The 23,741-nt window shown below is 62.5% G+C and carries 28 protein-coding genes; 10 read left to right on the plus strand and 18 right to left on the minus strand.

From position 1 onward, the window contains the following. Positions 1–61: 61 nt before the first annotated feature. The 3 genes from QPK31_RS04210 to QPK31_RS04220 form a co-directional block, all read right to left on the minus strand. Positions 62–835 (minus strand): sulfite exporter TauE/SafE family protein, encoded by a 774-nt coding sequence (locus QPK31_RS04210; RefSeq protein ID WP_290421694.1) that lies wholly within the window; start codon positions 833–835, stop codon positions 62–64. Between the two features lie 306 nt (positions 836–1,141). Further along, complete coding sequence (locus QPK31_RS04215; RefSeq protein WP_290421695.1) at positions 1,142–1,780, minus strand: peroxiredoxin; 639 nt, start codon at positions 1,778–1,780, stop codon at positions 1,142–1,144. Between the two features lie 102 nt (positions 1,781–1,882). After that, positions 1,883–2,269 carry a diacylglycerol kinase gene (locus QPK31_RS04220; protein ID WP_290421696.1) on the minus strand — a complete coding sequence of 129 codons (387 nt, stop codon included), beginning with the start codon at positions 2,267–2,269 and terminating at the stop codon, positions 1,883–1,885. A gap of 123 nt (positions 2,270–2,392) precedes the next feature. Between QPK31_RS04220 and QPK31_RS04225 the strand changes: the two genes are divergently transcribed. Beyond that, entirely contained in the window at positions 2,393–3,178 is a 786-nt protein-coding gene (locus tag QPK31_RS04225) for an IclR family transcriptional regulator (RefSeq protein ID WP_229438283.1), read from the plus strand. A 74-nt stretch (positions 3,179–3,252) separates the two neighbouring features. Here the strand turns inward: QPK31_RS04225 and QPK31_RS04230 are convergent, their stop codons facing one another. The 3 genes from QPK31_RS04230 to QPK31_RS04240 all read right to left on the minus strand — a co-directional run bounded on the left by QPK31_RS04230 (position 3,253) and on the right by QPK31_RS04240 (position 6,216). Then, entirely contained in the window at positions 3,253–4,443 is a 1,191-nt protein-coding gene (locus tag QPK31_RS04230; protein WP_290421697.1) for a serine hydrolase, read from the minus strand. Positions 4,444–4,630: 187 nt separating this feature from the next. Beyond that, positions 4,631–5,326 carry a nitroreductase gene (locus QPK31_RS04235; RefSeq protein ID WP_290421698.1) on the minus strand — a complete coding sequence of 232 codons (696 nt, stop codon included), beginning with the start codon at positions 5,324–5,326 and terminating at the stop codon, positions 4,631–4,633. Then, positions 5,323–6,216: a DMT family transporter gene (locus QPK31_RS04240; protein ID WP_290421699.1), complete on the minus strand. Its 894-nt coding sequence runs from the start codon at positions 6,214–6,216 to the stop codon at positions 5,323–5,325. Before QPK31_RS04240 ends, QPK31_RS04235 begins: the two co-directional genes overlap by 4 nt. Between QPK31_RS04240 and QPK31_RS04245 the strand changes: the two genes are divergently transcribed. Both QPK31_RS04245 and phaP read left to right on the plus strand, forming a co-directional pair. Continuing rightward, the gene (locus QPK31_RS04245) at positions 6,206–6,415 is read left to right on the plus strand and encodes a hypothetical protein (RefSeq protein WP_290421700.1); all 210 of its coding nucleotides are present in this window, start codon (positions 6,206–6,208) and stop codon (positions 6,413–6,415) included. The two genes, QPK31_RS04240 and QPK31_RS04245, sit on opposite strands and share 11 nt — an antisense overlap. A gap of 153 nt (positions 6,416–6,568) precedes the next feature. Next, on the plus strand, positions 6,569–7,153 hold the full coding sequence (gene phaP, locus QPK31_RS04250; protein WP_290421701.1) for a TIGR01841 family phasin: 585 nt from the start codon (positions 6,569–6,571) through the stop codon (positions 7,151–7,153). Positions 7,154–7,489: 336 nt separating this feature from the next. Here the strand turns inward: phaP and QPK31_RS04255 are convergent, their stop codons facing one another. From QPK31_RS04255 to QPK31_RS04280, 6 genes are all read right to left on the minus strand, one after another. After that, positions 7,490–8,212: an ABC transporter ATP-binding protein gene (locus QPK31_RS04255; protein ID WP_290421702.1), complete on the minus strand. Its 723-nt coding sequence runs from the start codon at positions 8,210–8,212 to the stop codon at positions 7,490–7,492. Next, positions 8,212–8,979 (minus strand): ABC transporter ATP-binding protein, encoded by a 768-nt coding sequence (locus QPK31_RS04260; RefSeq protein ID WP_290421703.1) that lies wholly within the window; start codon positions 8,977–8,979, stop codon positions 8,212–8,214. Before QPK31_RS04260 ends, QPK31_RS04255 begins: the two co-directional genes overlap by 1 nt. Continuing rightward, positions 8,976–10,184, minus strand: coding sequence for an ABC transporter ATP-binding protein (locus QPK31_RS04265; RefSeq protein WP_290421704.1), 1,209 nt, complete (start codon positions 10,182–10,184; stop codon positions 8,976–8,978). Before QPK31_RS04265 ends, QPK31_RS04260 begins: the two co-directional genes overlap by 4 nt. A gap of 9 nt (positions 10,185–10,193) precedes the next feature. Further along, positions 10,194–11,129 (minus strand): branched-chain amino acid ABC transporter permease, encoded by a 936-nt coding sequence (locus QPK31_RS04270; protein WP_290421705.1) that lies wholly within the window; start codon positions 11,127–11,129, stop codon positions 10,194–10,196. Positions 11,130–11,389: 260 nt separating this feature from the next. Continuing rightward, on the minus strand, positions 11,390–12,337 hold the full coding sequence (gene ispH / locus QPK31_RS04275) for a 4-hydroxy-3-methylbut-2-enyl diphosphate reductase (RefSeq protein WP_290421706.1): 948 nt from the start codon (positions 12,335–12,337) through the stop codon (positions 11,390–11,392). Between the two features lie 11 nt (positions 12,338–12,348). Beyond that, entirely contained in the window at positions 12,349–12,804 is a 456-nt protein-coding gene (locus tag QPK31_RS04280; protein ID WP_290421707.1) for a peptidylprolyl isomerase, read from the minus strand. A 246-nt stretch (positions 12,805–13,050) separates the two neighbouring features. Here QPK31_RS04280 and QPK31_RS04285 point away from each other — a divergent pair, with 246 nt between their 5' ends. The 5 genes from QPK31_RS04285 to rpmG all read left to right on the plus strand — a co-directional run bounded on the left by QPK31_RS04285 (position 13,051) and on the right by rpmG (position 15,514). Further along, a complete protein-coding gene (locus QPK31_RS04285; protein ID WP_290421708.1) occupies positions 13,051–13,539 on the plus strand; it encodes an RDD family protein in 489 nt (162 codons plus the stop codon). A 108-nt stretch (positions 13,540–13,647) separates the two neighbouring features. Continuing rightward, complete coding sequence (locus QPK31_RS04290) at positions 13,648–14,115, plus strand: RDD family protein (protein WP_290421709.1); 468 nt, start codon at positions 13,648–13,650, stop codon at positions 14,113–14,115. Positions 14,116–14,250: 135 nt separating this feature from the next. Further along, positions 14,251–14,922, plus strand: a complete 672-nt coding sequence (gene radC / locus QPK31_RS04295) for a DNA repair protein RadC (protein WP_290421710.1) — start codon at positions 14,251–14,253, stop codon at positions 14,920–14,922. A gap of 174 nt (positions 14,923–15,096) precedes the next feature. Beyond that, positions 15,097–15,333, plus strand: coding sequence for a 50S ribosomal protein L28 (gene rpmB / locus QPK31_RS04300; RefSeq protein WP_005665737.1), 237 nt, complete (start codon positions 15,097–15,099; stop codon positions 15,331–15,333). A 10-nt stretch (positions 15,334–15,343) separates the two neighbouring features. Further along, entirely contained in the window at positions 15,344–15,514 is a 171-nt protein-coding gene (gene rpmG, locus QPK31_RS04305) for a 50S ribosomal protein L33 (protein WP_182991897.1), read from the plus strand. 140 nt (positions 15,515–15,654) lie between these two features. Here rpmG and pepA read toward each other — a convergent pair whose 3' ends face one another. The 6 genes from pepA to QPK31_RS04335 all read right to left on the minus strand — a co-directional run bounded on the left by pepA (position 15,655) and on the right by QPK31_RS04335 (position 21,891). Further along, positions 15,655–16,521, minus strand: coding sequence for a flocculation-associated PEP-CTERM protein PepA (pepA, locus tag QPK31_RS04310; RefSeq protein ID WP_290421711.1), 867 nt, complete (start codon positions 16,519–16,521; stop codon positions 15,655–15,657). A gap of 234 nt (positions 16,522–16,755) precedes the next feature. Next, complete coding sequence (locus tag QPK31_RS04315) at positions 16,756–17,964, minus strand: fatty acid desaturase (RefSeq protein ID WP_290421712.1); 1,209 nt, start codon at positions 17,962–17,964, stop codon at positions 16,756–16,758. 188 nt (positions 17,965–18,152) lie between these two features. Continuing rightward, a complete protein-coding gene (locus QPK31_RS04320; protein WP_290421862.1) occupies positions 18,153–19,427 on the minus strand; it encodes a mechanosensitive ion channel family protein in 1,275 nt (424 codons plus the stop codon). A gap of 17 nt (positions 19,428–19,444) precedes the next feature. Next, positions 19,445–20,749: an RsmB/NOP family class I SAM-dependent RNA methyltransferase gene (locus QPK31_RS04325; protein WP_290421713.1), complete on the minus strand. Its 1,305-nt coding sequence runs from the start codon at positions 20,747–20,749 to the stop codon at positions 19,445–19,447. A 30-nt stretch (positions 20,750–20,779) separates the two neighbouring features. Next, a complete protein-coding gene (purN, locus tag QPK31_RS04330) occupies positions 20,780–21,391 on the minus strand; it encodes a phosphoribosylglycinamide formyltransferase (RefSeq protein ID WP_290421863.1) in 612 nt (203 codons plus the stop codon). Between the two features lie 83 nt (positions 21,392–21,474). Beyond that, complete coding sequence (locus tag QPK31_RS04335) at positions 21,475–21,891, minus strand: barstar family protein (protein ID WP_290421714.1); 417 nt, start codon at positions 21,889–21,891, stop codon at positions 21,475–21,477. 375 nt (positions 21,892–22,266) lie between these two features. Here QPK31_RS04335 and QPK31_RS04340 point away from each other — a divergent pair, with 375 nt between their 5' ends. After that, positions 22,267–22,782: a glycine zipper 2TM domain-containing protein gene (locus QPK31_RS04340; RefSeq protein WP_290421715.1), complete on the plus strand. Its 516-nt coding sequence runs from the start codon at positions 22,267–22,269 to the stop codon at positions 22,780–22,782. A gap of 144 nt (positions 22,783–22,926) precedes the next feature. Further along, positions 22,927–23,721, plus strand: a complete 795-nt coding sequence (locus QPK31_RS04345; RefSeq protein WP_290421716.1) for a spermidine synthase — start codon at positions 22,927–22,929, stop codon at positions 23,719–23,721. Positions 23,722–23,741 lie beyond the last annotated feature (20 nt).

Genomic DNA, 23,741 nt, shown 5'->3' on the forward strand with positions numbered 1-23,741 from the left:
ATATTACAAACGAAGGATTAATCATTTGCATAGACCTGCAAGCTATTAGCGTACTGGACGTTCAGAACACCAGCTTGGCGGCGACGCCGGTGAGCGTGAGCGCCAGCAGCGCGCGCAGGAAGCGCTCCGGCACCTTGCGCGCCAGCATCGAGCCGAGGGTAATGCCGGGCAGCGAACCGATGAGCAGGGTCAGCAACAGCATCCAGTCGATCGAGCCCAGCCACCAGTGGCCGACCGCGGCAATCGCGGTCAGCGGCACGGCGTAGGCGATGTCGGTGCCGGCCACTTCGGCCGGGGTCAGCTTCGGATACAGGAGCACCAGCAGGGTCGCGCCGATGGCGCCGGCGCCGATCGACGACACGGTGACCAGCACGCCGAGGATGGCGCCGGAGACGACCGTGGCGGTGCTGAGCGCCCTGCCCTGCAGCTGGCGCTCGGGATGCGCGGCCATCCAGGCGATCATGCGGCGGCGGAACAGCAGCGCGATCACGGTCAGCATTACCGAGCCGGCGATGGAGTAACGGATCACCTGGCCGATGTGGGCATCGAGGGCGCCGAAGTGGCGCAGCGCGAGCGTGGCGGCCAGGGCGGCGGGTAAGGCGCCGATGCACAGGCGGCGCACGATGGCCCAGTTGACGGTGTTGTTGAAGCGGTGGGTGATGGTGCCGGCGCTTTTCGTGATCGAGGCAAAGGCCAGGTCGGTGCCGACCGCGACGGTGGGCGACACGCCGAACAGCAAGGTGAGCAGCGGTGTCATCAGCGACCCGCCGCCAACGCCGGTCATACCGACCAGCAAGCCGACCGCGAAGCCGGCGGTGATGTAGGTGATTAACATGCATGGTCCCTCAGGTGAACCCAAGAGTAAGCCGGGTCAGCCGTGGGACAAACGACAGCTTCCTTATTTGCTTATGCGGAGGCTGAGGTTAGGAATGGGGCAGGAATACGGGGATGTTGCTTTTGTAGGGTGGACACCTGTGTCCACGCGGTCTTATCGATGATTCCATGCGGCCTTGCCGGGACGCCAACGTACGCGCCCCTACCGGGATGGGTTTCGACATATTGACGTCGTACCGCGTGGACTCGGGAGTCCACCCTACTCCCTCCGACCAATGTTCGATTGAGCGGAGGATGCAGACGCCGATTATTTGTTCGGCTGCGGCGTCAAGCGCAGGTAAGGCTTCGGCGAGGTGAAGCCCTTTGGATATTTTTCAGCCAGCACAGCCGGATCCTGCACCGTCAGAGGAATGATCACGTCGTCGCCATCTTTCCAGTTGCCCGGCGTGGCCACGGTGTAGCCGTCGGTCAGCTGCAGGGCGTCGATCACGCGCAGGACTTCGTCGAAGTTGCGGCCGGTGCTCATCGGGTAGGTGATGGTCAGGCGCACTTTCTTGTTCGGGTCGATGACGAACAGCGAGCGCACGGTGGCGGTGGCCGATTGTTCCGGGTGGATCATGTCGTACAGCGCGGAGACCGATTTGTCGGCATCGGCAATGATCGGGAAGCCAACCACCGTCTGCTGGGTTTCTTCGATGTCCTTGATCCAGCTCTTGTGCTGCTCGGCGGCGTCGACCGACAGGGCGATCGCTTTCACGTTGCGCTTGTCGAATTCCGGTTTCAGCTTGGCGGTCAGGCCCAGTTCGGTGGTGCAGACCGGGGTGAAGTCGGCCGGGTGCGAAAACAGGACCACCCAGGAATCGCCCGCCCACTCATGGAAGCGGAGTCGGCCGATGCTGGAATCTTGCTCAAAATCAGGTGCGGTGTCGCCAAGGCGTAAGCTCATGTTTATCTCCGTAATCAGGACAGGCCCGGACAGGCGTCACCATGACGCCGCCGGAAGCCATCGCATCTATTGTGGAGCATTTTATATAAGCTTGTCGAGTTATCACCCAAACCGGTTATAAAGAACTGTGCCCCAGGTCATTGCCGCCAGTAAAACCGTCAGGCCGACAGCGGCGCTGCCGAAGTCCTTGGCGTTCTTCGACAGCGGATGGCGCTCCAGCGAGATGCGGTCGACCACGGCCTCGAAGGCCGAGTTGATGAGTTCGACGATCAGCACGAGCAACAGCACGCCGATCAGCACCAGCTTCTGGAAGCCGGACACCGGCAACACGAAGGCAAAGATCACGCCCAGCACGAATACCAGCACTTCCTGGCGGAAGGCATGCTCGATGCGCCAGGCCGTCATCAGGCCCTGGATCGAATAATTCGAGGCGTTGACAATGCGCCTGAATCCGCTCTTGCTCTTGAACTCGCTGATTGGCTCTTCCATTTAATTTCCGACTAAACATGCAGAACTGTCATTATGCATTAGACGCCGGACACTAGCGAATCCGTCACTGTTTTTCGCATTATGGTATAAAGTAGAACGATACTGCACTGCACCAACCACATCATGAAAATCGACACCCTTGAACCAGCCAAGACCTCGATCCAGGTGATTGAACGCATGGTCGCGCTGCTCGACGCCCTGGCGACCTATCCCGACCCGGTCAGTTTGAAGGAACTTTCCAAGGTCTCGGGCCTGCACCCTTCCACTGCGCACCGCATCCTGAACGACATGGTGGTTACGCGTTTCGTCGACCGCGTCGAGCCCGGTACCTACCGCCTCGGCATGCGCCTGCTGGAACTCGGGAATGTGGTAAAGAGCCGGCTGTCGGTACGCGAAGCGGCGCTCGACTTCATGCGTGCCCTGCACAAGAAGACCCAGCAGACCGTGAACCTGTCGGTGCGCCAGGGCGACGAAATCGTCTACATCGACCGCGCTTTTTCCGAACGCTCGGGCATGCAGGTGGTGCGCGCGATCGGCGGACGCGGGCCGCTGCACCTGACTTCCACCGGCAAACTGTTCCTGTCGGTCGACGAGGCCAAGGCAATCCGCGCCTATGCCACCCGCACCGGCCTGGCCGGTCACAACAAGAATTCAATCACCGATTTGTCCAAGCTCGAACGCGAGCTGGGCCTGGTGCGCGCGCGCGGCTATGCGCGCGACAACGAGGAGCTGGAGCTGGGGGTACGTTGCATGGCCGCCGGCATCTACGACGACGGCGGCAAGCTGGTGGCGGGCTTGTCGATCTCGGCGCCGGCCGACCGCCTGCAGGAAGACTGGCTCGACGACCTGGTGCAGACCGCCGGGCAGATTTCGGCGACACTTGGTTTCCGCCCGGCCTCGGCCGCCTGAGGATCCGAAAAAGCGCGCATGGCGGCGTTGCAATGGCTTGCCCTGCGCGCTTGATCGAATCCTCTTTTCCTTGATTAGCGCTTCTGAAGAACAGTCGCTGCGGTCACGGTAGAAAACGAGGTATTCACGGCACTATTCGCCGCCGGCGTGGCGGCGTGAACCGGCGGCACGATGCTGTCCGGCGTCAGCGCTTCCAGCCAGCGGCGCATGCGGCCGGCGTCGGCGGTACGCGACATTTTCCCTTTCGAATCCAGGAACACCATGATCACGTTGCGGCCCTGGATCATGGCCTGCATCACCAGGCAGCGCCCCGCTTCGTTGATGAAGCCGGTCTTTTGCAGGCCGATGTTCCAGTCCGGCAGCGCCACCAGGTAATTCGTGTTCGCGTAGCGCATCGGGCGCCCGCTCGCTTCCACCACCCAGTTCGGATCGGTCGAGTACTGGCGCAGCAGCGGCTTCTGGTGCGCAAAGGCGACCAGCTTGGCCAGGTCGCGCGCACTCGACACGTTCTGGCTCGACAAGCCGCTGGAGTCGACGTAGCGGGTGTCGTGCATGCCCAGCTCTTTCGCCTTGGCGTTCATCGCCGCGACAAAGGCCGGGGTACCGCCCGGATAGTTGCGCCCCAGCGCGGCGGCGGCGCGGTTCTCGGAACTCATCAGGGCAATGTGCAGCAGGTTATTGCGCGTCATGCGCGCGCCGACCGGCAGGCGCGAGCTGCTGTATTTCAGGCGGTCGACGTCGGCATTCGTGACGGTGAGGGTTTCGTTCAGGTCCTGGCCGGCTTCGACCACGACCAGGCCGGTCATCAGCTTGGTGATCGAGGCGATCGGCAGCGCGACGTTCGCATTCTTTTCGAACAGCACTTCCGAACTGTTCTGGTCGAGCACGAAGGCGACGTTCGAGCGCAGCGACAGCGGATCGTCGGTCTTGTGCAGGCCGGCGATGTCGCCGGCGGTGCGCATCGCCACCACGGCCGGGGCAGCCTTGCGCACGCCCTGGTAGGTGACGCGGCGCTTGCCGTTGACTACCTCGACACGGCGCACCAGGCGTCCGCGCTTGTCGGCGGCCACCGCCACTTCCTTGCGGGCGCGCTTGGATTTCGCGGCCGCTGCTTTTTTCTTGACCGGTTTCTTGACGGCCTGGCGCTTTTTCTTGGCCGAACTGGCCTGCTTTTGAGCTTGCGCTCCCGCACCCGCTCCTGCCGCGGAGACCGGCTCCACCACCAGGAACAGCGACACGAGCATCGCCAATGCAAGCTTGATCATTTCTACCCCTTTACCTTACCGAACCGCATGCCGAACTGATGAGCCATGACACAAGTGTAGTCCGCTCAGCTGAAGGCACAAGCAGAATTCACGATTTCGTCACCATTTTGCCGCACTTCAATTGCCAATGGCGCACGCACAGTGAACAAAAATGCCTTTTAATTCAAGTATTTACAGGCGTCGTGGTTTATTCGATGAAACGAACGAAGCCGGCCAGGGGCTCCCGTTCCGTGATGAGCGAGTTTTCAATCTTGCCTGGGTCGGCCCAGCCCAGCGCCATGCCGCACACCACGGTCTCGTTCGCCGGCAGTCCGAGTTGCGCGGCGATGATGCGGTGGTACTGGGTAAAGGCGGCCTGCGGACAAGTATCGAGCCCGCGTCCACGCGCCGCCACCATGATGTTCTGCAAGAACATGCCGTAGTCGAGCCAGGAGCCCTGCTCCATGATGCGGTCGATGGTGAAGATCAGGCCCACCGGCGCATCGAAGAAATTGAAGTTGCGCGCATGCTGGGCCGCCATGCCGGCCTTGTTGTCGCGCGTCAGGCCCAGCAGGCTGTACAGGTCCCAGCCCACCTTGCGGCGGCGGTCGATGAAGGGCGAGACCCACTCGCGCGGGTAATACGCATATTCCTCGGTGTGCTCGCGCGACCGCTCGGGGTCGGTGTGCACGGCCAGGATCGCGTCGGACAAGGCCTGGCGCGCCTGGCCGGTCAGCACATACACCTTCCAGGGCTGGGTATTCGTGCCGGACGGCGCGCGGGCCGCCACTTCGAGGATCTGTTCCAGGTCCTCGCGCGCGACCGGCTTGTCGAGGAAGGCACGGATCGAGCGGCGCGAGGTGATGGCGGCATCGACCGCTTCTTGCTGGGGATGGGAAATCATCGTTTCTCCTTGTTGACGACGAATGCAACGCCCGCGACGGCCACGGCCATGCCCGCCAGCCCGAGCGGGCCGAGGGCCTCGCCGAACAGCAGCCAGGCCATGATGGCGGTCGTGGGCGGGGTCAGGTAGAGCAGGCTCGTGACTTCGGTGGCGGCGCTGCGGCTGATCAGGCGGAACAGCAGGAAGATGGCGCCGATCGACAGCGCGAACACCGACCACAACAAGGCGCCGATGAAGTGCGGGGTCCACGCCACCGTCGACAAGGACAGGTCGAACCCCTCGAACAGCAGCGCCAGCGGCAGCAGCGCCGCCACGGTCGCGCCGAACTGGATCACGGTGCCGGTGCGCAAATCGAATTGCGGGCAATAGCGTTTCTGGTACATGGTGCCGGCGGTAATCGACAGCAGCGCCAGCACGCAATAGATGATCGGCAAAGCCGACAGATGCGCCAGGTCGAGCTTGGCGTAGACCACCAGCGCGACGCCGGCCAGGCCCAGCGCCAGCCCCAGCCACTGGCGCGGACGCACGCGCTCGCCGATCAGCGGCGCGGCCACGGCAGTGAGAATCGGCTGCATGCCGACGATCAGGGCCGAGAGGCCAGCCGGCATGCCGATCTTGATCGCGCTCCAGACCCCACCGAGGTAACCCGCCTGCAGCAGCAGGCCGGCCACGGCCACGTGCAGGATACGTCCGCTCGGCCAGGGCGCGCGCCAGACCAGCACGATGGGCACCAGTACCAGCAGCACGCCGAGGCAGCGCAGGATCAGGAAGGTCAGCGGCGGCGCGTACGGCAAGCCGTACTTGGCGGCGATGAAGCCGGTGCTCCACAGGACCACGAAGAACAGCGGCAGCGGCGCCAGCCAGCGCTGGGCTGCGGGCATGTCGGGCATGGCGGCGGAAGATGGGCGGCGAGATGGCATGAAAGGCAAGTCTAGCATGCCTGCCGTGCCAAATTTGCGTAGCAGAAAAATCCTCATGCACGATTCAAACGATGGCAGAGAAATCATCTTTATTGTTTATAAGTATTTCATCCGATGCAAGAACACAACAAAGCCTGCCGCCATGGTGCGTCGCACCAAAAACGCTTGACCTGTTCGCCAAAGTGAGGAAAAATTCGCTCTGTTGCGGTGCACAATCCTTTCGAGGCACCGGCCAGCTTCCCGCTTCACCGGTCCAGGTAGTCTTCCTGAGCAGTATTCTTAAGCAGCATTCAATCCTATAACGTCTTGTTTGGAGAACCCCATGTTTGCAATCCCAGAGCAGTTCTCGAATGCCACCAAAGCAAACCTCGAATCGCAATTCGCCCTGATGTCGTCGCTGACGTCGAAAACCTTCGAAAGCATGGAGAAGCTGGTTGAACTGAACATCAACGCGGCCCGCGCCACCCTGTCGGACAGCTCGACCACCGCGCGCCAGCTGCTGGCCGCCAAGGATCCGCAAGAATTCTTCCAGCTGTCCGCCGCCCAGGCCCAGCCAAACGCCGAGAAGGCCCTGTCGTACAGCCGCCAGCTGGCCTCGATCGCCAGCGGCACCGGCGCCGAGTTCTCGAAAGCCGCCGAAAGCCAGATCGTCGAAGCCAACCGCAAGGTCATCGCCCTGGTCGACGAAGTGAGCAAGAACGCCCCGGCCGGTTCGGAAACCTTCGTTGCCGCCGTCAAGACCGCGATCAGCAACGCCAACGCCGGCTACGAGCAGTTCAGCAAGACCACCAAGCAGGCCGTGGAAGCGATCGAAAGCAACATGAACGCCGCCATTTCGCAGTACTCGAACGTGGCTGCCAAGGCACCGGCTGCCGCCGCCAACGCCGCAGCGGCTGCCGCAGCGTAAGCATTCAGCGTCAATAACAACGGGGCCGGTTGACGCTGTCAGCCGGCCCCGTTGTCGTTTACAGCCTGATTAGTCGGACTGCGAACGGCATTGTCGGCCGCAATCGTACGGTGGGCACTCCGTGCCCACGCGGATGTTTGCGCCGTGTTGGCGCTCAAGCGCGGTGTTGGCGTATGCGGCCTGGATTAAGGTTCGCGGTATGTTGTGGGAAACGTTTGCGGCACGCGGCCTCGCGGGTATTAACCCAGCCAACACAACGTCACTTTCCGCGTGGGCACGTCATTGATGCCCCCAGCATCAATGACCCCACCGTACGGTACATGCCGCAGGCCGGGCTTATTCCCCCAGGTAGGCCGCCTGCACCCGCGGATCGTGCAACATATCCTGCGCATTCCCCGTCATCGTGATCGTTCCCGACTCCATCACATAACCGCGGTGCGCCGCCTGCAGCGCCAGCTTGGCGTTCTGCTCGACCAGCAAGATCGTGATCCCCTGCGCCGACACGTCGCGGATCACCTCGAAGATCTTTTCCACCATGATCGGCGCCAGCCCCATCGACGGCTCGTCCAGCAGCAGCAGAGTCGGGTGGCACATCAGCGCGCGCGCCATGGCCAGCATCTGCTGCTCGCCGCCCGACAAGGTCCCGGCCAACTGCGCCGAGCGCTCCTTCAGGCGCGGAAACACGGCGTACCACTTCTCGATATCCGCCTCGATGCCCGCCTTGTCGTCACGCGTATAAGCGCCCATCAGCAGATTCTCGTGGATCGACATGCGCGTGAACACGCCCCGCCCTTCCGGCACCATGGCGAGTTTACGCTGCACCAGGCGGAAGGACTGGCTGCCCGTGAGGGGTTCACCAAGATAGGAAATCCGCCCCTCGACTTTCGATGTCGGCAAGGTGCCGGTGATCGCCTTCAGGGTGGTGGTCTTGCCGGCGCCGTTCGCGCCGATCAGGGTCACCAATTCTCCTTTTCCCACTTCCAGGTCGACACCCTTGACCGCCTTGATGCCGCCATAGGCCACCTGCAGGCCTTCGATTTTCAGGATGCTGCCGCTCATCAGTGCGCCCCTCCCAGATAGGCCGCGATCACCGCCGGATCCTTCTGGATCTCGGACGGCAAGCCTTCGGCGATGCGCTTGCCGTACTCGAGCACGGTAATGCGGTCGCACAGGCCCATCATCAGTTTCACGTCGTGTTCGATCAGCAGCACGGTCTTGCCTTCGTTCTTGATTTTTACCAGCAGCTCGCGCAGGGCCAGCTTTTCGGTGGCGTTCATGCCGGCCGCCGGTTCGTCCAGGGCCAGCAGTTGCGGATCGGTGGCCAGGGCGCGCGCGATTTCCAGGCGGCGCTGATCGCCGTACGACAGGAACTTCGCCGTGCGATGCGCAAAGCGGCCGATGCCGACGAAGTCGAGCAGCTCCTGGGCCCGCGCCCGGATCGCCGCTTCTTCGGCGCGCGCCGCCTTGTGGCGGAAAATGGCGCCGAACACGCCCTGTTTCGTGCGCACGTGGCGCCCCACCATCACGTTCTCCAGCGCGCTCATCTCGCCGAACAGGCGGATGTTCTGGAAGGTGCGGGCAATCCCCGCCTTCGCCACCGCATGCGGCGCCGACGGCGAATAGGGCTTACCGGCCAGTTCGAAACTGCCGCTATCCGGCTGGTACAGTCCGGTGATGACATTGAAGAAGGTGGTCTTGCCGGCGCCGTTCGGCCCGATCAGGCCAACGATCTGCCCGCGCTCGATGCGGATGGCGACGTCAGTCAGCGCCTGCAGGCCGCCGAAGCGTTTATTGACGCCGGCAATATTCAAGAGAACGTCGCTCATGCCACGGCCTCCTCTTCTTCGCGCGCCAGGGCGGCGTTCGGGCGGTCTTCCTTGTTCGGCGAGGGCCACAGCCCGGCCGGGCGGATCAGCATGATCAGCACCAGGGCCAGGCCATACAGCGCCTGGCGCAGTACCTCGGCTTCGACCAGCTTTTCGCCGAACAGCGCGATCTGCGCCGGCTCGACTACGTGGCGCAGGATTTCCGGCAGCGCCGCCAGCAGCACGCCACCCAGCACCACGCCCGGAATATGGCCGATCCCGCCCAGCACCACCATCGCCAGCACGGCGATCGATTCGGTCAGCGAGAACGATTCCGGCGACACAAAGCCCTGGAAGGCGCCGAACATGGCGCCGGCCACGCCGCCGAACGAGGCGCCCATCGAGAACGCCAGCAACTTGACGTTGCGGGTATTGATGCCCATTGCCTTGGCCGCGATCTCGTCTTCGCGGATCGCCACCCAGGCCCGCCCCAGGCGCGAGTGTTGCAGGCGGCTGGTAATGAAGATGGTCGCGATGCACAGCGCCAGGAACAGGAAGTAGTAAGCGTTCACTGACGGCATGCCGTAGCCGCCGATGAACACCGTCGACTGCGACCCGGCTTCGCCGGCCAGCGACACGCCGAAGATGCGGATCGGGTCGACCATGTTGATGCCTTGCGGACCGTTCGTAAAATTGATCGGCTCGATCAGGTTGTTCATGAAGATGCGGATGATCTCGCCGAAGCCGAGGGTCACGATGGCCAGGTAGTCGCCGCGCAACTTGAGCGTCGGCGCCCCGAGCAAGGCGCCAAACAGGGCCGCCACCAGCGCCGCCAGCGGCACGATCGCCCATACCGACAGGTGGATGCCGTTCTGCCGGATCTCCTCGCCGAACAGCGTCGCCAGCCCTTCCCCGAGTGCAGGATAGTTGTAGACCAGCGATTCGAGCAGGGCCGCGAATTGCGGCGAGGCGAACAGCCCGGTCAGATAGGCGCCGACAGCGAAGAAGGCAATGTAGCCGAGGTCGAGCAGGCCGGCGAAGCCGACCACGATGTTCAGGCCCAGCGCCAGCATGATGTACAGCAGCGCCAGGTCGATGATGCGCACCCAGGAGTTGCCGTACTGCGAAGCAAAGAAGGGAAAGGCGATCATCAGGGCCAGCAGCAGGGCCATGTTGATGCGCGCCCGCTGCGGCTGGTGCTGGAGGTCGAAAGTGATCAGGGACATGTCGCCTCCTTACGCGCGGTCGGCAACGCGCTCGCCCATGATGCCGGACGGACGCACGGTGAGCACCAGGATCAGCACCACGAAGGCGAAGATGTCCTGGTAATGGCTGCCGAGGAAGCCGCCGGTCAGGTCGCCGATGTAGCCGGCGCCGAGCGCTTCGATGATGCCGAGCAGCAGGCCGCCGATCATGGCGCCGTAGATGTTGCCGATCCCGCCCAGCACGGCGGCGCAGAAGGCCTTCAGGCCCGGCAGCACGCCCATGGTGAAGGAAATCGTGGCGTAATTGGCGCCCCACATCACGCCGGCCACGGCCGCGAGTGCGGCGCCGATGGCGAAGGTGGCGACGATCACGCGGTTCGAATCGACGCCCATCAGCCCGGCGACGCGCGGGTTTTCCGCCACGGCGCGCATCGCCCGCCCCATCTTGGTGCGTTCGACCAGCAGCACGAGCGCAAACATCGCAATGGCCGCCAGCGCCAGCAGCAGCACCTGGGTCTGCGAAATCATGGCGCCGGCGATCATGATCGGCTCGGAAGGCAGCACTTGCGGGAACGGCAGCGGGTTGCGGCCCCAGAACGGCATGGCCATGACAAAGGTCTGCAACAGGATCGACACGCCGATGGCGGTGATCAAAGGCGCCAGGCGCGGCGCATTGCGCAGGCGGCGGTAGGCGATGCGTTCGATCAGCACGTTCACCAGCATGGCGACGGGAATCGCGCCGAGGATGGCAATCGCCAGCTGCAGGTAGCCCGGCAGGCCCGGAAAATGGCTTTCCAGCGCATGCAGGATCGACAGGCCGACCATGGCGCCGATCATCAGCACGTCGCCGTGGGCAAAGTTAATGAGGTTCAGCACCCCGTAGACCATCGTGTACCCGAGCGCGACCAGTGCGTACATGCTGCCTAGCACCAGCCCGTTGAGTATCTGCTGGACAAAAGTCTCCATCGTTTCGCTGCCTTTTTTCTTTCGATAACAAAAACGGCACTTCGAGATTCCCGAAGTGCCGCTCCATGGCTTGACGTCGTTTCACCTGGCAAGGAAGCTTGCAAGCTCCGTGCCAGTAGGGCTAACGCGACGGTGCGCCCCCTCCCCTCAGGGAAAAACAGTTGCCGCGACAAAAATTCCGAGCGTCGCCATCATAGCCAGCTTTTTGAAAAACCAACAACGGAAACTTGCCTTGGCCGCAGTGTTATCGAAAGAAAATCTTATGCCACCTCGGCGCGCACGCCGTCCAGGCCCTTCGGCAGCGGGAAGGTCACGTTCTCTTCCACGCCTTCGAGTGCGCGCACGCTGGCTGCGCCCAGGGCCTTCAGGCGGTCGATCACGGCCTGCACCAGCACCTCGGGCGCCGAGGCGCCGGCCGTGACGCCGATGCGCTTCTTGCCTTCGATCCAGGACGGGTCGATCCTGGATGCGTCGTCGACCATGTAGGCCGGCGTGCCCATCTTTTCCGCCACTTCGCGCAGGCGGTTCGAGTTCGAGCTGTTCGGGCTGCCGACCACGACCACGACTTCCACCTGCGGCGCCATGAACTTCACGGCTTCCTGGCGGTTGGTGGTGGCGTAGCAGATGTCGCCCTTCTTCGGCTCGATGATGTTCGGGAAACGCGCTTTCAGGGCGGTGATGATTTCCAGCGTATCGTCCACCGACAGCGTGGTTTGCGAGACATAGGCCAGCGCTTCCGGATTGGCCACCTGCAGCTTTTCCACGTCCTCGACGGTCTCGACCAGGTGCATGCCTTCTTCCGCCTGGCCCATGGTGCCTTCGACTTCCGGGTGGCCGTCGTGGCCGATCATGATGATCTCGGCGCCCTGCTTGCGCATCTTCGACACTTCCACGTGCACCTTGGTCACCAGCGGGCAGGTGGCATCAAAGATCTTCAGGCCGCGCGCCTCGGCTTCGGCGCGCACGGCTTTCGACACGCCGTGGGCCGAGAACACCAGGGTATTGCCGGCCGGGACGTCGTCGAGTTCCTCGATGAAGATCGCACCCTTGTTGCGCAAATCGGCCACGACGTAGGCGTTGTGGACGATCTCGTGGCGAACGTAGATGGGCGCGCCGAACTGCGCCAGGGCGCGTTCGACGATCTCGATGGCACGGTCGACGCCGGCGCAAAAGCCGCGCGGCTGGGCAAGCAGAATCTCGTTTTCCATGGTGTTTCCTTTTACAGGACCGAAATCAGTTTCACTTCGAATTGCAGGGACTGGCCGGCCAGCGGGTGGTTGAAGTCGAACAGCGCGGCATCGTCGCCCATCTCGCGCAGCATGCCGGCAAAGCGCCCGCCGCCCGGCGCGGCGAAGTCGACCAGGTCGCCGGCCTTGTAGTCGGCATCCGGCACCGAATTTTCGTCCAGCGTGGCCTTCGAGACCCACTGGATCAGCTCCGGGTTGCGCTCGCCGAAGGCGTCCGCCGCACTCAGGGTGAAGGTCTTGTGCTCGCCTTCCGCCATGCCGAGCAGGCGCTCTTCGAGGAAAGGCGCCAGCTGGCCCTGGTTCAGCATCAGGGTCGCAGGGTTGGTGCCGAAGGTGGTGACGATGTCGGTGCCATCGGCACTCGAAAGACGGTAGTGCAAGGTCAGGTAAGACGATTCGGTAACGACAGCCGGGGAAGCGTTGGACATGTTCTTTATTCTGGCAAGCAAAGCGCTATTGTAAGGCCTGACGCCCTTTCCTGCCTCGCGGCGCTGCTTTTTTTGGCAGCAAAGATGCGTCAGGAAATCGATCGGCGGTCGATTGTCGTGCCCACGCATCGGCATGATGACAAGCAAACATTTGAATTTCCGTGCGTTTGCGCGGAGCACCGGACCCGGCAACTGCTATCTTCTGGATGATTTCTATTAGGAAATTTCAACTATGGAGGAAGCGACATGACACCCAACGATGCGGAGATCGAGTATGCAGGATTCTGGCAGCGCTTCGGCGCCATGTTTCTCGACAGTCTGTTGATCTACATTCTCAGCCTGGTACTGCTGCTGGTTGTCTACGGCGGCATTTACCTGGACGACCCGACGGCCTATTGGGGGCCCGCCAGCCTGCTGATCTCGTATGGGCTGCCGCCTTGCCTGATCCTGAGTTTCTGGATCAACAAATCGGCGACACCGGGGAAAATGGCCGTCGCCGCCACCATTGTCGATGCGCGGACAGGCGGCAGGCCCACCACGAAACAATTCGTGATCCGCTATCTCGCCTACGGGCTGTCCACCCTGCCCTGCTTCCTCGGCTACCTGTGGATCGTCTTCGACCGGCGCAAGCAGGGCTGGCACGACAAGCTTGCAGATACGGTGGTCGTGCGGCGCAAAGCAGGCACGACGGCGCAGGTGCAGTTCGAGAAGCCGCTGAGCGAACCGGCAGCCTGAGCGCGCTGTGCCGGCGGCGGGACGCCATTGCCCCGTATTGCGTCCTGCCGCGCCGGATGCTACCGTTGCTCCGCGCGGCCGCCCGGCCGCTTTTCCTGGAGCCGGACAGTGGTCGATGAAACGCAGTATGAATACGCAGGCTTCTGGATCCGCGTTGCCGCGGCCGTGATCGATTCCATCCTGGTCATGTTCATCACGATTCCCTTGTTGCTGGCCGTGTATGGCCGCGACTACTGGGTGAGCGAACGCTTCATCCAGGGTCCGGCGGACTTTGTCATTTCCTATGTCTTGCCGGCGATCGCGGTGATCGCGTTCTGGATCGCGCGCGGCGCAACGCCGGGCAAGATGCTGCTCTCGACCCAGGTGGTCGATGCCAGGACGGGCGCCACACCCACGGCCGGCCAGTCGATCGGACGTTACTTCGGCTATTACGTCTCGACCATTCCGCTCGGCCTGGGGCTGCTATGGGTGGCCATCGATCCGAAAAAGCAGGGCTGGCACGACAAGCTCGCGGGCACGGTCGTGATCCGGCGCAAACAGACCACCCAGCCGGTGTCGTTCACGCGCCAGCCCTGAATGGCGGCGCACGCCGCCGACATCCGCGCCAGATCAGCACCGTCTTTTTCGCGCTGCCCATAATGCGTGGCGGCGAGCCCTGCCGCGCCAGCGCGCCGGCCGCCCTTCCCTTTTCTACAAGGCACAAGGAGCACCATGGGTATCAACGATTGGCCGGAACAGGACCGGCCGCGCGAACGGCTGGCGCGCGAAGGCGCGGTGGCGCTGTCGAATGCCGAGCTGCTGGCGATTTTCCTGCGCGTGGGCGTGCGCGGACGCAGTGCGGTCGAACTCGGCCAGCACATGCTGGAACACTTCGGCTCCTTGCAGCGCCTGCTGCATGCCACGCCTCAGGAATTTTCCGAAGTAAATGGCCTGGGTATGGCCAAGTACGCCCAGCTGCAGGCGGTGATGGAACTCTCGCGCCGGGCCATCGCCGAGCAATTCTTTCGCCAGGCCTTATGCTCGCCCGACGTGGTGAAGAACTATTTGCGCGGCAAGTTCGGGCTGCAAGCTTATGAATCCTTCGTCGTGCTGTTTGTCGACGTCAAGAACCGCCTCATCGATTCCCAAGAAATGTTTCGGGGAACCCTGACGCACACCAGCGTGTATCCGCGCGAAGTGGTCAAGGCGGCGCTGCGCCGGAATGCGGCCGGCGTGATGCTCGCGCATAACCACCCGTCCGGCGAGTGTACGCCCAGCGACGCCGACCTCAGCCTGACGCATTCCCTGGTGCAGGCGCTGGCCCTCATCGATGTGCGTGTACTCGACCATTTTGTGGTGGCCGGTACACAGGTGCATTCGTTTGCCGAGCACGGCCAGCTCTAGTGTTGTGTTCAGTTAACTGCGTGAAAACAAGGCGCTAGCCGCGTTTTTACAATTGTTAAATCAGAGAAGTAGATCAAGACACCATTGTTTTTCGCAAGTGATTGATTTGCCGTCGCTTTTCACGCTATACTCTCGTTTTTCCGAATTCGGAAGTTTATTCTTAAGGAGTGCGCTATGGCACGTGTCTGCCAAGTTACTGGCAAGGGAGTTATGGTTGGCAACAACGTCTCCCACGCAAACAACAAAACGAAACGCCGTTTCCTGCCTAACCTGCAGAACCGTCGCATCTACGTCGAATCCGAAAACCGTTGGGTCTCGCTGCGTTTGTCGAACGCCGGCCTGCGCGTCATCGACAAGCTGGGCATCGACGCCGTTCTGGCCGACATGCGCGCTCGTGGCGAAAAAGTCTAATTAGGGAGCTATCATGGCAAAAACTGGCCGCGACAAAATCAAGCTGGAATCGACCGCAGGTACCGGTCACTTCTACACCACCACCAAAAACAAGCGCACGATGCCGGCGAAGATGGAAATCATCAAGTTCGACCCGAAAGCACGTAAGCACGTTCCTTACAAAGAAACCAAGATCAAGTAATCGATCCGGTTTCGGTAGTAAAAAGCCGCCCACGCAAGTGTGCGGCTTTTTTTATTGGTATCGCCCCGTCAGGAATACGCTGGGCAGGGGCGAAAAAAGAGCGGGCCATGCCCGCTCTTCTCTTTTAAAGCTGCAGCAGCTCAGGCCTTGTTGGCGCGCTTGCGTGCCACGACGCCGGCGCCCAGCATGGCGATGCCGAACAGGGCCAGCGAGCCTGGCTCAGGCACTTCTGCCGCCAGCTTGAACTGGCCGTTGTTCGACAGCAGGAAGTATTCGCCCGGCTTGTTGGCATAGGTGCCCTTGCCGCAGCCATTGCCCTTGAAGCCAGCGAATTCGCAGACCAGCTCAGGAACCAGGTTCTTGGCCGGCTTGGCGACGTTGTTGGCGTTGGTAAAGGCGAAGGACAGCAGCGATTCGGTGGACAGGTCCTTGCCTTTGCCATCGAAGAAGTAACCGGCTTTCAGGGCGCCCACGTCGGCCGATGCAATCACGCTGACCTGGCCGTTCGAGATTGGCAGGCCGCTGGCATCCACGATGCCGCCACCGCCGGCCAGCACATTGAACTTGGCAATCTCGGTTCCCTGGTTGGCGCCATAGATGCCGGTGGTCGAACCGTATTGGTTGACCGCGTTCTGGTAGATGCTGATGGTGCCGCCGGTGAAGGTGAAGGCGCCATTGAAGCTGCCGGTACCCGTGGCCTGGAAGACGGCGCTGATGTTGCCGCCAGCGAAGGTCAGCGGGAGCAGTTGGCCATTGCTGTCGGCCTGCACGATGTTGAAGACAGCGTGCTCGACAAACGAGAACGAAGTGGTGCTGGTCGGGGTCAACTGGATGAAGGCATTGCCGTTGACGTCGAGGTATTCGTTGATCACCTGGCCATTGGCAAAACCGCCGCCAGTCGGGTTGAAGACCCAGTCGTTCATGACTGCGCCGTTCACGGCGGCGTGGGCGTTGGCAAACGAGAAGGCCAGGGCAGCGGCGCAGGTCAGTTTCTTCAGGAATTTCATAATCTGCTCTTTATCGAAGGAAATCGGTTTTGCGGATACGAAATTGAAAGCAATTCCTGTGCCATAAATCTATTTACCATTGGAATCAATTACTTGCGGGAATCTCCAATATCTCAAGCGCAAGCTCTGTAAAGAAACTCGACAGTATCCATGCAGGCCGCATACGAAGCCGGGCCTGCCTCACAAACAACAACGGCTCCCGCAGGAGCCGTTATCGTTTAACGCCGGAAGCGCTTATGCGTAGCTACGCAGGCGCAGCGAGAAATCCTGCAGCGACTTGATGCCGGAGGCTTCGGCACGCGCGCACCAGTCCTGCAACTGCTGCAGCAGCTGGTCGCGGGTCGAGTGCGAACGTTCCCAGATGGCGCCGAGTTCCACGCGCATCTGGTGCATGGTTTCCAGGGCCTTGCTGTGCTTGAACAGTTCGATCAGCTGGGCCTTTTGCGACACTTCCAGCTTGCCCGGCTCGCGCTGCAGCAGCTTGCGCGAGGACTTCAGGAAGCGCGCTTCCAGTTCGGCCTTGTGCTTCAGGTGCTCGAATTCCTCGCGGAAGGCGTGCTTGACCGACTTGGCATATTTCGCCATCACGTCGTAGCGGTTGGTAATCACCGATTGCAGGGTTTCCAGGTCGGCGACAACCTTGTCCTTGGCCAGCTTCGGCTTCGGCGCGACTTTCTTCACCTTGGCCAGGCCAAGCATTTCCATGGCGCGAATATAAGCCCAGCCGAGGTCGACTTCATACCACTTGCTCGACAGCTTGGCCGAGGTGGCATAGGTGTGGTGGTTGTTGTGCAGTTCCTCGCCGCCGATCAGGATGCCCCAAGGGAAGATGTTGGTGGCCGCATCGTTGCAATCGTAGTTGCGGTAGCCCCACCAGTGGCCCAGGCCATTGATGATGCCGGCCGCGGTGATCGGAATCCACAGCATCTGGATGGCCCAGATGCTGATGCCGATCACGCCGAACAGCACAAAATTGATGACCAGCAGCGCCGAGACGCCGGCCCAGCTGTACGGGGTGTACACGTTGCGCTCGATCCAGTCGTCGGGCGTGCCGTGGCCGTATTTTTCCAGCGTTTCCTTGTTCTTGCTTTCAGCGCGGTACAGCTCGGCGCCTTCCAGCAGCACTTTCTTGATGCCGCGGGTTTGCGGGCTGTGCGGGTCTTCCTCGGTATCGCACTTGGCGTGGTGCTTGCGGTGGATCGCCGCCCATTCCTTGGTCACCTGGCCGGTGGTCATCCACAGCCAGAAGCGGAAGAAGTGGCTCGGGATCGCATGCAGTTCCAGTGCGCGGTGGGCCTGGTGGCGGTGCAGGTAGATGGTGACACCGGCGATGGTGATATGGGTCACCACCAGCGTGTAGATCACGACTTCCCAGGCGCTCAGGCCGATGAGACCGGTGGTCATGAATTCCAGCACCGAATGCAGGATAGTACTAAAGGTCATTACTGCTCCAAGTTAAGGTCAGACTGTGCTGCGCGCCGATCTTTCTGTGAGGCAGTCGCGCGAGGCAGCGCGAACGCGCCGGCCAAACAACCCCGCATTCTACGCACTTTCTCATGACGCACGGCACGGACAGCGCATATAAATGCGCTTCGTTGGCTATCGTGCGCCATTCCGTTAGCGGATATGCATCAAGTGGATGGCGGAAGCTGGGGCGGCAGGCCCAGGCGGATGGCGCCGGCATGCACCAGCGCATAGATATTCCGGTTCACGGCCGAGATCACGCCCCCGCTGCCCTTCTCCGGATCGACGATCGAAAAGCCCAGCTCGAGCTCGTAGCCATGCGGCCCGAAGGCGTTCAGCTGCACCGATGGCGCCGGCTCGGCCACCACGCGCTCGACTTCGTCAGCCTGGCGCGCCAGCAGCGTCATCACTTCGTTCAGGTCGCTGTCGTAGGCCACCGTGATCTTGGTGTTCAGGCGCACCGCCTTGTTGGTGCCGGACTGGTTCATCACGACGCCGGTGATCAGCATCTCGTTCGGCAGCAGGGTTTGCGTACCGTCGAGCGCCTGCAGCACCGTATAGCGGGTGTTGATGCGCGCCACACGGCCGGCATACTTGTCGACCGTGATCGGGTCGCCGATCGACAAGCTGCGCTCGAACAGGATGATGAAGCCAGACACATAGTTACTGGCAATACGCTGCATGCCGAGACCAAGGCCGACGCCGAGCGCGCCGCCGAACACCGACAAGACCGTCAGGTCGAGCCCGACCAGCCCAAGGCTGACCAGCACCGACACCAGGATCAGCACCGCGCGGCCCATGCGCGCCAGCACCACGCGCAGCGAGCTGTGCATGCCTTCGAGGCGCATCAGGCGTTCTTCCAGCGCGGCGCCGGCCCACAGGGCCAGCATCATCAGGACCACGACCGAGATGACGGCTTGCAGGATGTCGAGCAGGGGAACCGGCTTGCGGGTGCCAAGCGGCACCGTATGCGTTTCCAGGAAGCGGATGATGTCAGGCCATTGCCCGGTGAGATAGAGCGCGACGCCCACCCAGACCACCAGCGCCAGTATCTTCTCGAAGGTCTGCAGTGCCGTTCCAAGCGGGCCACGCCGTGCAAACACGCGTCGCAGCAGGAAGAATGCGATGCGGATCAACGCCATCGACGCGAACAGGGGCAAGGCCACGGCCAGCAGGTGCACGTTCTGGTAGCGGGCCAGGATGATCTTGGCCAGCCACACGCCGGCGGCGATCAGGAGCGGCGCCAGCACACGGCCGAAGCCTTCGACGCCGAGGCGGCGGATCGCCCCGGCGTTGTCGTCCTCGTGCAGCCAGCTGCGCCGGATCAGGCGCGCCAGCAGCAGGCCGGCCAGCACCGCGGCGACGATGGCCAGCGCCTGCCACAGGATGCGCGGGTTACTGATGTCCTCGAGCAGGTCCTGCAACAGGTCGGTCAGCGGCATCGTTTGCACGTTGTGATTTACTCCGCCTCGGCTTCAGGCGCGGCGGCCTTTGGCGCTTTCGCCGCCATCGGCTTACGCTCGAGCACGGCGGCGAAGAAGCCGTCGGTCTGGTGCTTGTGCGGCAGGAGCTTCAGGTAGTCGCCCATTTCCAGGTCGATTTTTTGCTCGGCCAGGACCTTGTTCATCGGCACCAGCTCGAAGTCCGGGTGCGAAGCCAGGAATTGCTCGACGATGACATCGTTCTCTTCGTTCAGCAGCGAGCAGGTGGCGTACACCAGGCGGCCGCCGCCCTTCAGCAGGCGCGCGGCGCCGTCCAGGATCGAAGCCTGCTTTTCCTGCATCTCGGCGACGGCGCCTTCCGGCTGGCGCCATTTCACGTCCGGGTTGCGGCGCAGGGTGCCCAGGCCCGAGCACGGCGCATCGACCAGCACGCGGTCGATCTTGCCGGCCAGGCGCTTGATCTTGGCGTCGCGCTCGTGTGCGATCAGCACCGGGTGCACGTTCGACAGACCGCTGCGCGCCAGGCGCGGCTTCAGCTTCGACAGGCGCTTTTCCGACACGTCGAAGGCGTACAGGCGGCCGGTGTTGCGCATGGTCGCGCCCAGGGCCAGGGTCTTGCCGCCGGCGCCGGCGCAGAAGTCGACCACCATCTCGCCGCGGCGTGCGGCCAGGATCTGGGCCAGCACCTGGCTGCCCTCGTCCTGCACTTCGATCGCGCCTTCCTTGAACAGCGGCAGGCCTTGCAGGTTCGGCTTTTTCTTGACGCGCAGGCCGAGCGGCGAATACGGGGTCGGTTCGGCCACGATCGGCGCCTCTGCCAGCTTGGCGATCACCTCGTCGCGATTGGCCTTGATGGCGTTCACGCGCAGGTCGAGCGGCGCCGGGGTGTTCAACACGGCGGCCAGCTCCTGGGCTTCGCCTTCGCCGAACTGGGCCACCAGCTTGTCGTACAGCCACTGCGGCATGTTGGCGCGCGCCAGCGGCGGCAGCAGAGCGCGGTCGATTTCCTTGATGCGGTTCAGGAAGGCGGTTTCGTCTTCCGTCAGGCCGCCGAGGGCATCGATGCCGACGGTTTCCGACAGGCCCAGCAGGGCCAGGCGGCGCATCGACGGCGTGCCGCCGGTGCCGCCGAAATCGGTGAAGAAGGTCTTGTTGCGCAGCACGGCGTACACCGCTTCGGCAACCACGCCGCGTTCGCGCGGTCCAAGGCGTTGGTGGTCCTTGAAGTAGCGCGACAGGGTGACGTCGGCCGGGGCCGTAAAGCGCAAGATCTCGCGCAGCACCTCTTCGGTGTTGCCGAGAATTGCTGGTGGCAATCTCATGAAATTCCTTGAATCAGATACGTATAAAAATCAGGCGGGCTGTGCGATGCGCACGTCGCCTTGTTCGATGCTCAGCCTGTCTTCGACGAACAGGCGAACGGCGTAGGGATACAGCTTGTGTTCTTCCAGCAGCACGCGGGCCGCCAGGGTGGCTTCGGTATCGCCGGGCAGCACCGGCACCCGCGCCTGGGCCACCATCGGGCCATGGTCCAGCTCGGCCGTGACGAAATGCACGGTCGCGCCGTGCTCGCCCTCGCCGGCTTCCAGGCACTTGCGGTGCGTATCGAGCCCGGGATGGGCCGGCAGCAACGACGGGTGGATGTTCAGCATGCGCCCTTCGTAATGCGCCACGAAAGGCGCCGTCAGGATGCGCATGAAGCCGGCCAGCACGACCAGGTCGGGCGCGAAGCGGTCGATTTCGCGCTGCAGGGCGGCGTCGAAACTGGCACGGTCCGGAAATTCCTTGCTTGGCACTACCGCGGTTGCGATGCCGTGCGCCTGGGCAAACGCCAGACCGGCCGCGTCAGGCTTGTTGCTGATGACTGCCGCCACCCGTGCCGGCCACCCTTCCGACCGGGCCGCCCGCACGACCGCTTCCATGTTGCTGCCGCGGCCGGAGATGAGGATGACGATGTTTTTCATAGCGCGCATTGTACCGTATGCGCGTGGCACAACTGTGGTATGGAAAAGCCGAAATTGGCCGCATCCGGACCACCAAGCGGCGATTACAGGCCAGTTGCGTCGATCTCGAAGGAATAGAATACGCGGAAAGGGACACGCTTTTCGGCCCAGAATTCGGCCGCGTCGCGGAACACATCGAGCAGGGTCTCGCGGGCTTCCTTGTCGAACTTCTGCGTGTTGGGCAATTGCTCCAGTACGACGAGAAAGCCCGGCTGGGGGCCGGCGCCGTGGATCGTCTCGGTCAGCGTGGTACGCAAGGCGTCGAAATTCTTGCTGGAAGGCTTGGGGAAATGGAAGTGCTCGCCGATGCGGGCGCACACCTGCTGCTTGGTCAACGTGTTGGCGCAGTGCGCATACAGGAAATGGTGGCCCATGCGCGCCGCCTCCGCCTGCAGTTCCGGCACCCGATAGGCCCGAATGGACTGCACAAGATTGGACGGCACTCTCATCAACAAACTCATTTTTCCCTCAAGTCGACCTGGTGTGGTGGTTCGAATCGCCGGGACTGCTCACCATGCACGCCCCGACGGCAACGCTGTTCTCCTAAATCGTTTCCACGCGCCAATAAACCCTATTTGTGTAAGGGTAACGTTTTGTAGTTACCGAAGCAACCCGAATGTGACTTTGCAGCAGAAAATTGAAAAAACCTGCCGCATTTGCGCCCGAATCGGCGGGATTTGACGTGTTTTGTCATTCTGGCGCGCCTCGGTTGCCCCGCCGTTCGCTGTTACATTTTGTTGCCACGTAGATTGGTTTTACGGTTCAAGCAGGATTAACATACAAGCGTGGATGAAAACGATCCCCCAACTAACCGCACCGAACGAACGAGGTTCAGCATGAACATGACAAGCAAACTGATGATTTCCGCCCTGGGCCTGGCCACGCTGCCGCTGGCCCAGGCTGCCGACTTCGAGGACTTCGGCCGCGTGGTGCGGGTCCAGCCACGCGTCGAACAAATTCGCCAGCCGCGCCAGGAATGCCGTACCGAATACGTGCAGGTGCCGGTGCAGCAGCAACGCGGCAGCGGCGGCTCGGTGGTCGGCGGCATCGCCGGCGCCCTGCTCGGCAGCCAGGTCGGCAGCGGCAACGGTAAAGTGGCGGCAGCCGCCGCCGGTGCGATCGCCGGCGCCATGGTCGGCGACCGTGTCGAAAACAACGGCCGCAACTACGACCAGGGCGTGCAGGAACAGGCCGTGCGCCAATGCCGCACCGTCGATTCCTTCGAATCGCGCACCACCGGCTATGACGTGACCTATGAATACCGCGGCCAGAACCACACCGCCTTCATGAGCCGCGATCCGGGCAACCGCATCCGCCTGCGCGTGTCGGTGGAGCCGGACCAGCAATACTAATCAGTTGGTTTGATTCGTTCAGTCAGCACTTCTTGCATCGGTTCGGAGAACGCCCCCTCCTTCTCCGCACCGCCTTACGATCCCGTTGCGCTTGCGCAGCGGGAACCCCTCCCCCGATAATAGGCCGATTCAACAGGTCGCCCTATGCTCATCAAACGTAAATCCATCGAACTCGCCGAATCCTCGCGCCGGCCAGCACGCAAACCGAAATTCGCGCCCGTGACGCTGTCCGAGCAGGACGGCGTGCGCTATCTCCACTTCGGCACCGAATGGGTGCAGGGCGCCATGCGCATCCGGAAACCGGATTGGCCGGAACTCGAATACGCCCAACAGATGATGGCCTGGATGCTGTTCATCGACTCGCCGCGCCGCATTGCCCAGCTGGGCCTGGGCGCCGCCACGCTGACCAAGTTCTGCTACCGCCAGTTTCCGCACGCCCTGGTGACCGCCGTCGAACTCAATCCGTCGGTGATCGCCATCTGTAACACCATGTTCAAACTGCCGCCCGAGGACGAGCGCTTCAAGGTGCTGGAAATGGACGCGCTCGATTTCGTCGAGGACCCGGAAAACCATGGCGCGTTCGACGTGCTGCAGTGCGATCTGTATGACGCCACCGCGAAGGGCCCGGTGCTCGACACGCCCGAGTTCTACCGCGCCTGCTACGATTGCCTGGCGCCGGGCGGCATCATGACGGTGAACCTGTTCGGCGACCATCCGAGCTACAACAAGAATCTGAAAGCGATGAAATTCGCTTTCGACAGGGTGATCTGCCTGCCCGAGGTCCACGACGGCAATGTGGTGGCGCTGTGCTTCAAGACCGCGCCGCAACTCGACAGCGCGGCGCTGGCCGCACGTGCGGCCCAGATCGTGGCGAGCACCAAGCTGCCGGCCAAATCCTGGTTAAAAGGTATTCAAGCAGGTATCGAAGCATCGCGCTGATCGCGCATTGAACAGAGGGA

The organism is Massilia sp. YIM B02769 (assembly GCF_030411995.1).
In the GTDB taxonomy this organism is placed as follows: Bacteria; Pseudomonadota; Gammaproteobacteria; order Burkholderiales; family Burkholderiaceae_D; genus Telluria.

Coding starts and splice junctions, on each gene's coding strand:
- QPK31_RS04210 (WP_290421694.1), bottom strand. CDS start 835: ATGTTAATCACCTACATCACCGCCGGCTTCGCGGTCGGCTTGCTGGTC.
- QPK31_RS04215 (WP_290421695.1), bottom strand. CDS start 1,780: ATGAGCTTACGCCTTGGCGACACCGCACCTGATTTTGAGCAAGATTCC.
- QPK31_RS04220 (WP_290421696.1), bottom strand. CDS start 2,269: ATGGAAGAGCCAATCAGCGAGTTCAAGAGCAAGAGCGGATTCAGGCGC.
- QPK31_RS04225 (WP_229438283.1), top strand. CDS start 2,393: ATGAAAATCGACACCCTTGAACCAGCCAAGACCTCGATCCAGGTGATT.
- QPK31_RS04230 (WP_290421697.1), bottom strand. CDS start 4,443: ATGATCAAGCTTGCATTGGCGATGCTCGTGTCGCTGTTCCTGGTGGTG.
- QPK31_RS04235 (WP_290421698.1), bottom strand. CDS start 5,326: ATGATTTCCCATCCCCAGCAAGAAGCGGTCGATGCCGCCATCACCTCG.
- QPK31_RS04245 (WP_290421700.1), top strand. CDS start 6,206: ATGTCGGGCATGGCGGCGGAAGATGGGCGGCGAGATGGCATGAAAGGC.
- QPK31_RS04240 (WP_290421699.1), bottom strand. CDS start 6,216: ATGCCCGACATGCCCGCAGCCCAGCGCTGGCTGGCGCCGCTGCCGCTG.
- phaP (WP_290421701.1), top strand. CDS start 6,569: ATGTTTGCAATCCCAGAGCAGTTCTCGAATGCCACCAAAGCAAACCTC.
- QPK31_RS04255 (WP_290421702.1), bottom strand. CDS start 8,212: ATGAGCGGCAGCATCCTGAAAATCGAAGGCCTGCAGGTGGCCTATGGC.
- QPK31_RS04260 (WP_290421703.1), bottom strand. CDS start 8,979: ATGAGCGACGTTCTCTTGAATATTGCCGGCGTCAATAAACGCTTCGGC.
- QPK31_RS04265 (WP_290421704.1), bottom strand. CDS start 10,184: ATGTCCCTGATCACTTTCGACCTCCAGCACCAGCCGCAGCGGGCGCGC.
- QPK31_RS04270 (WP_290421705.1), bottom strand. CDS start 11,129: ATGGAGACTTTTGTCCAGCAGATACTCAACGGGCTGGTGCTAGGCAGC.
- ispH (WP_290421706.1), bottom strand. CDS start 12,337: ATGGAAAACGAGATTCTGCTTGCCCAGCCGCGCGGCTTTTGCGCCGGC.
- QPK31_RS04280 (WP_290421707.1), bottom strand. CDS start 12,804: ATGTCCAACGCTTCCCCGGCTGTCGTTACCGAATCGTCTTACCTGACC.
- QPK31_RS04285 (WP_290421708.1), top strand. CDS start 13,051: ATGACACCCAACGATGCGGAGATCGAGTATGCAGGATTCTGGCAGCGC.
- radC (WP_290421710.1), top strand. CDS start 14,251: ATGGGTATCAACGATTGGCCGGAACAGGACCGGCCGCGCGAACGGCTG.
- rpmB (WP_005665737.1), top strand. CDS start 15,097: ATGGCACGTGTCTGCCAAGTTACTGGCAAGGGAGTTATGGTTGGCAAC.
- pepA (WP_290421711.1), bottom strand. CDS start 16,521: ATGAAATTCCTGAAGAAACTGACCTGCGCCGCTGCCCTGGCCTTCTCG.
- QPK31_RS04315 (WP_290421712.1), bottom strand. CDS start 17,964: ATGACCTTTAGTACTATCCTGCATTCGGTGCTGGAATTCATGACCACC.
- QPK31_RS04320 (WP_290421862.1), bottom strand. CDS start 19,427: ATGCCGCTGACCGACCTGTTGCAGGACCTGCTCGAGGACATCAGTAAC.
- QPK31_RS04325 (WP_290421713.1), bottom strand. CDS start 20,749: ATGAGATTGCCACCAGCAATTCTCGGCAACACCGAAGAGGTGCTGCGC.
- purN (WP_290421863.1), bottom strand. CDS start 21,391: ATGAAAAACATCGTCATCCTCATCTCCGGCCGCGGCAGCAACATGGAA.
- QPK31_RS04335 (WP_290421714.1), bottom strand. CDS start 21,891: ATGAGTTTGTTGATGAGAGTGCCGTCCAATCTTGTGCAGTCCATTCGG.
- QPK31_RS04340 (WP_290421715.1), top strand. CDS start 22,267: ATGAACATGACAAGCAAACTGATGATTTCCGCCCTGGGCCTGGCCACG.
- QPK31_RS04345 (WP_290421716.1), top strand. CDS start 22,927: ATGCTCATCAAACGTAAATCCATCGAACTCGCCGAATCCTCGCGCCGG.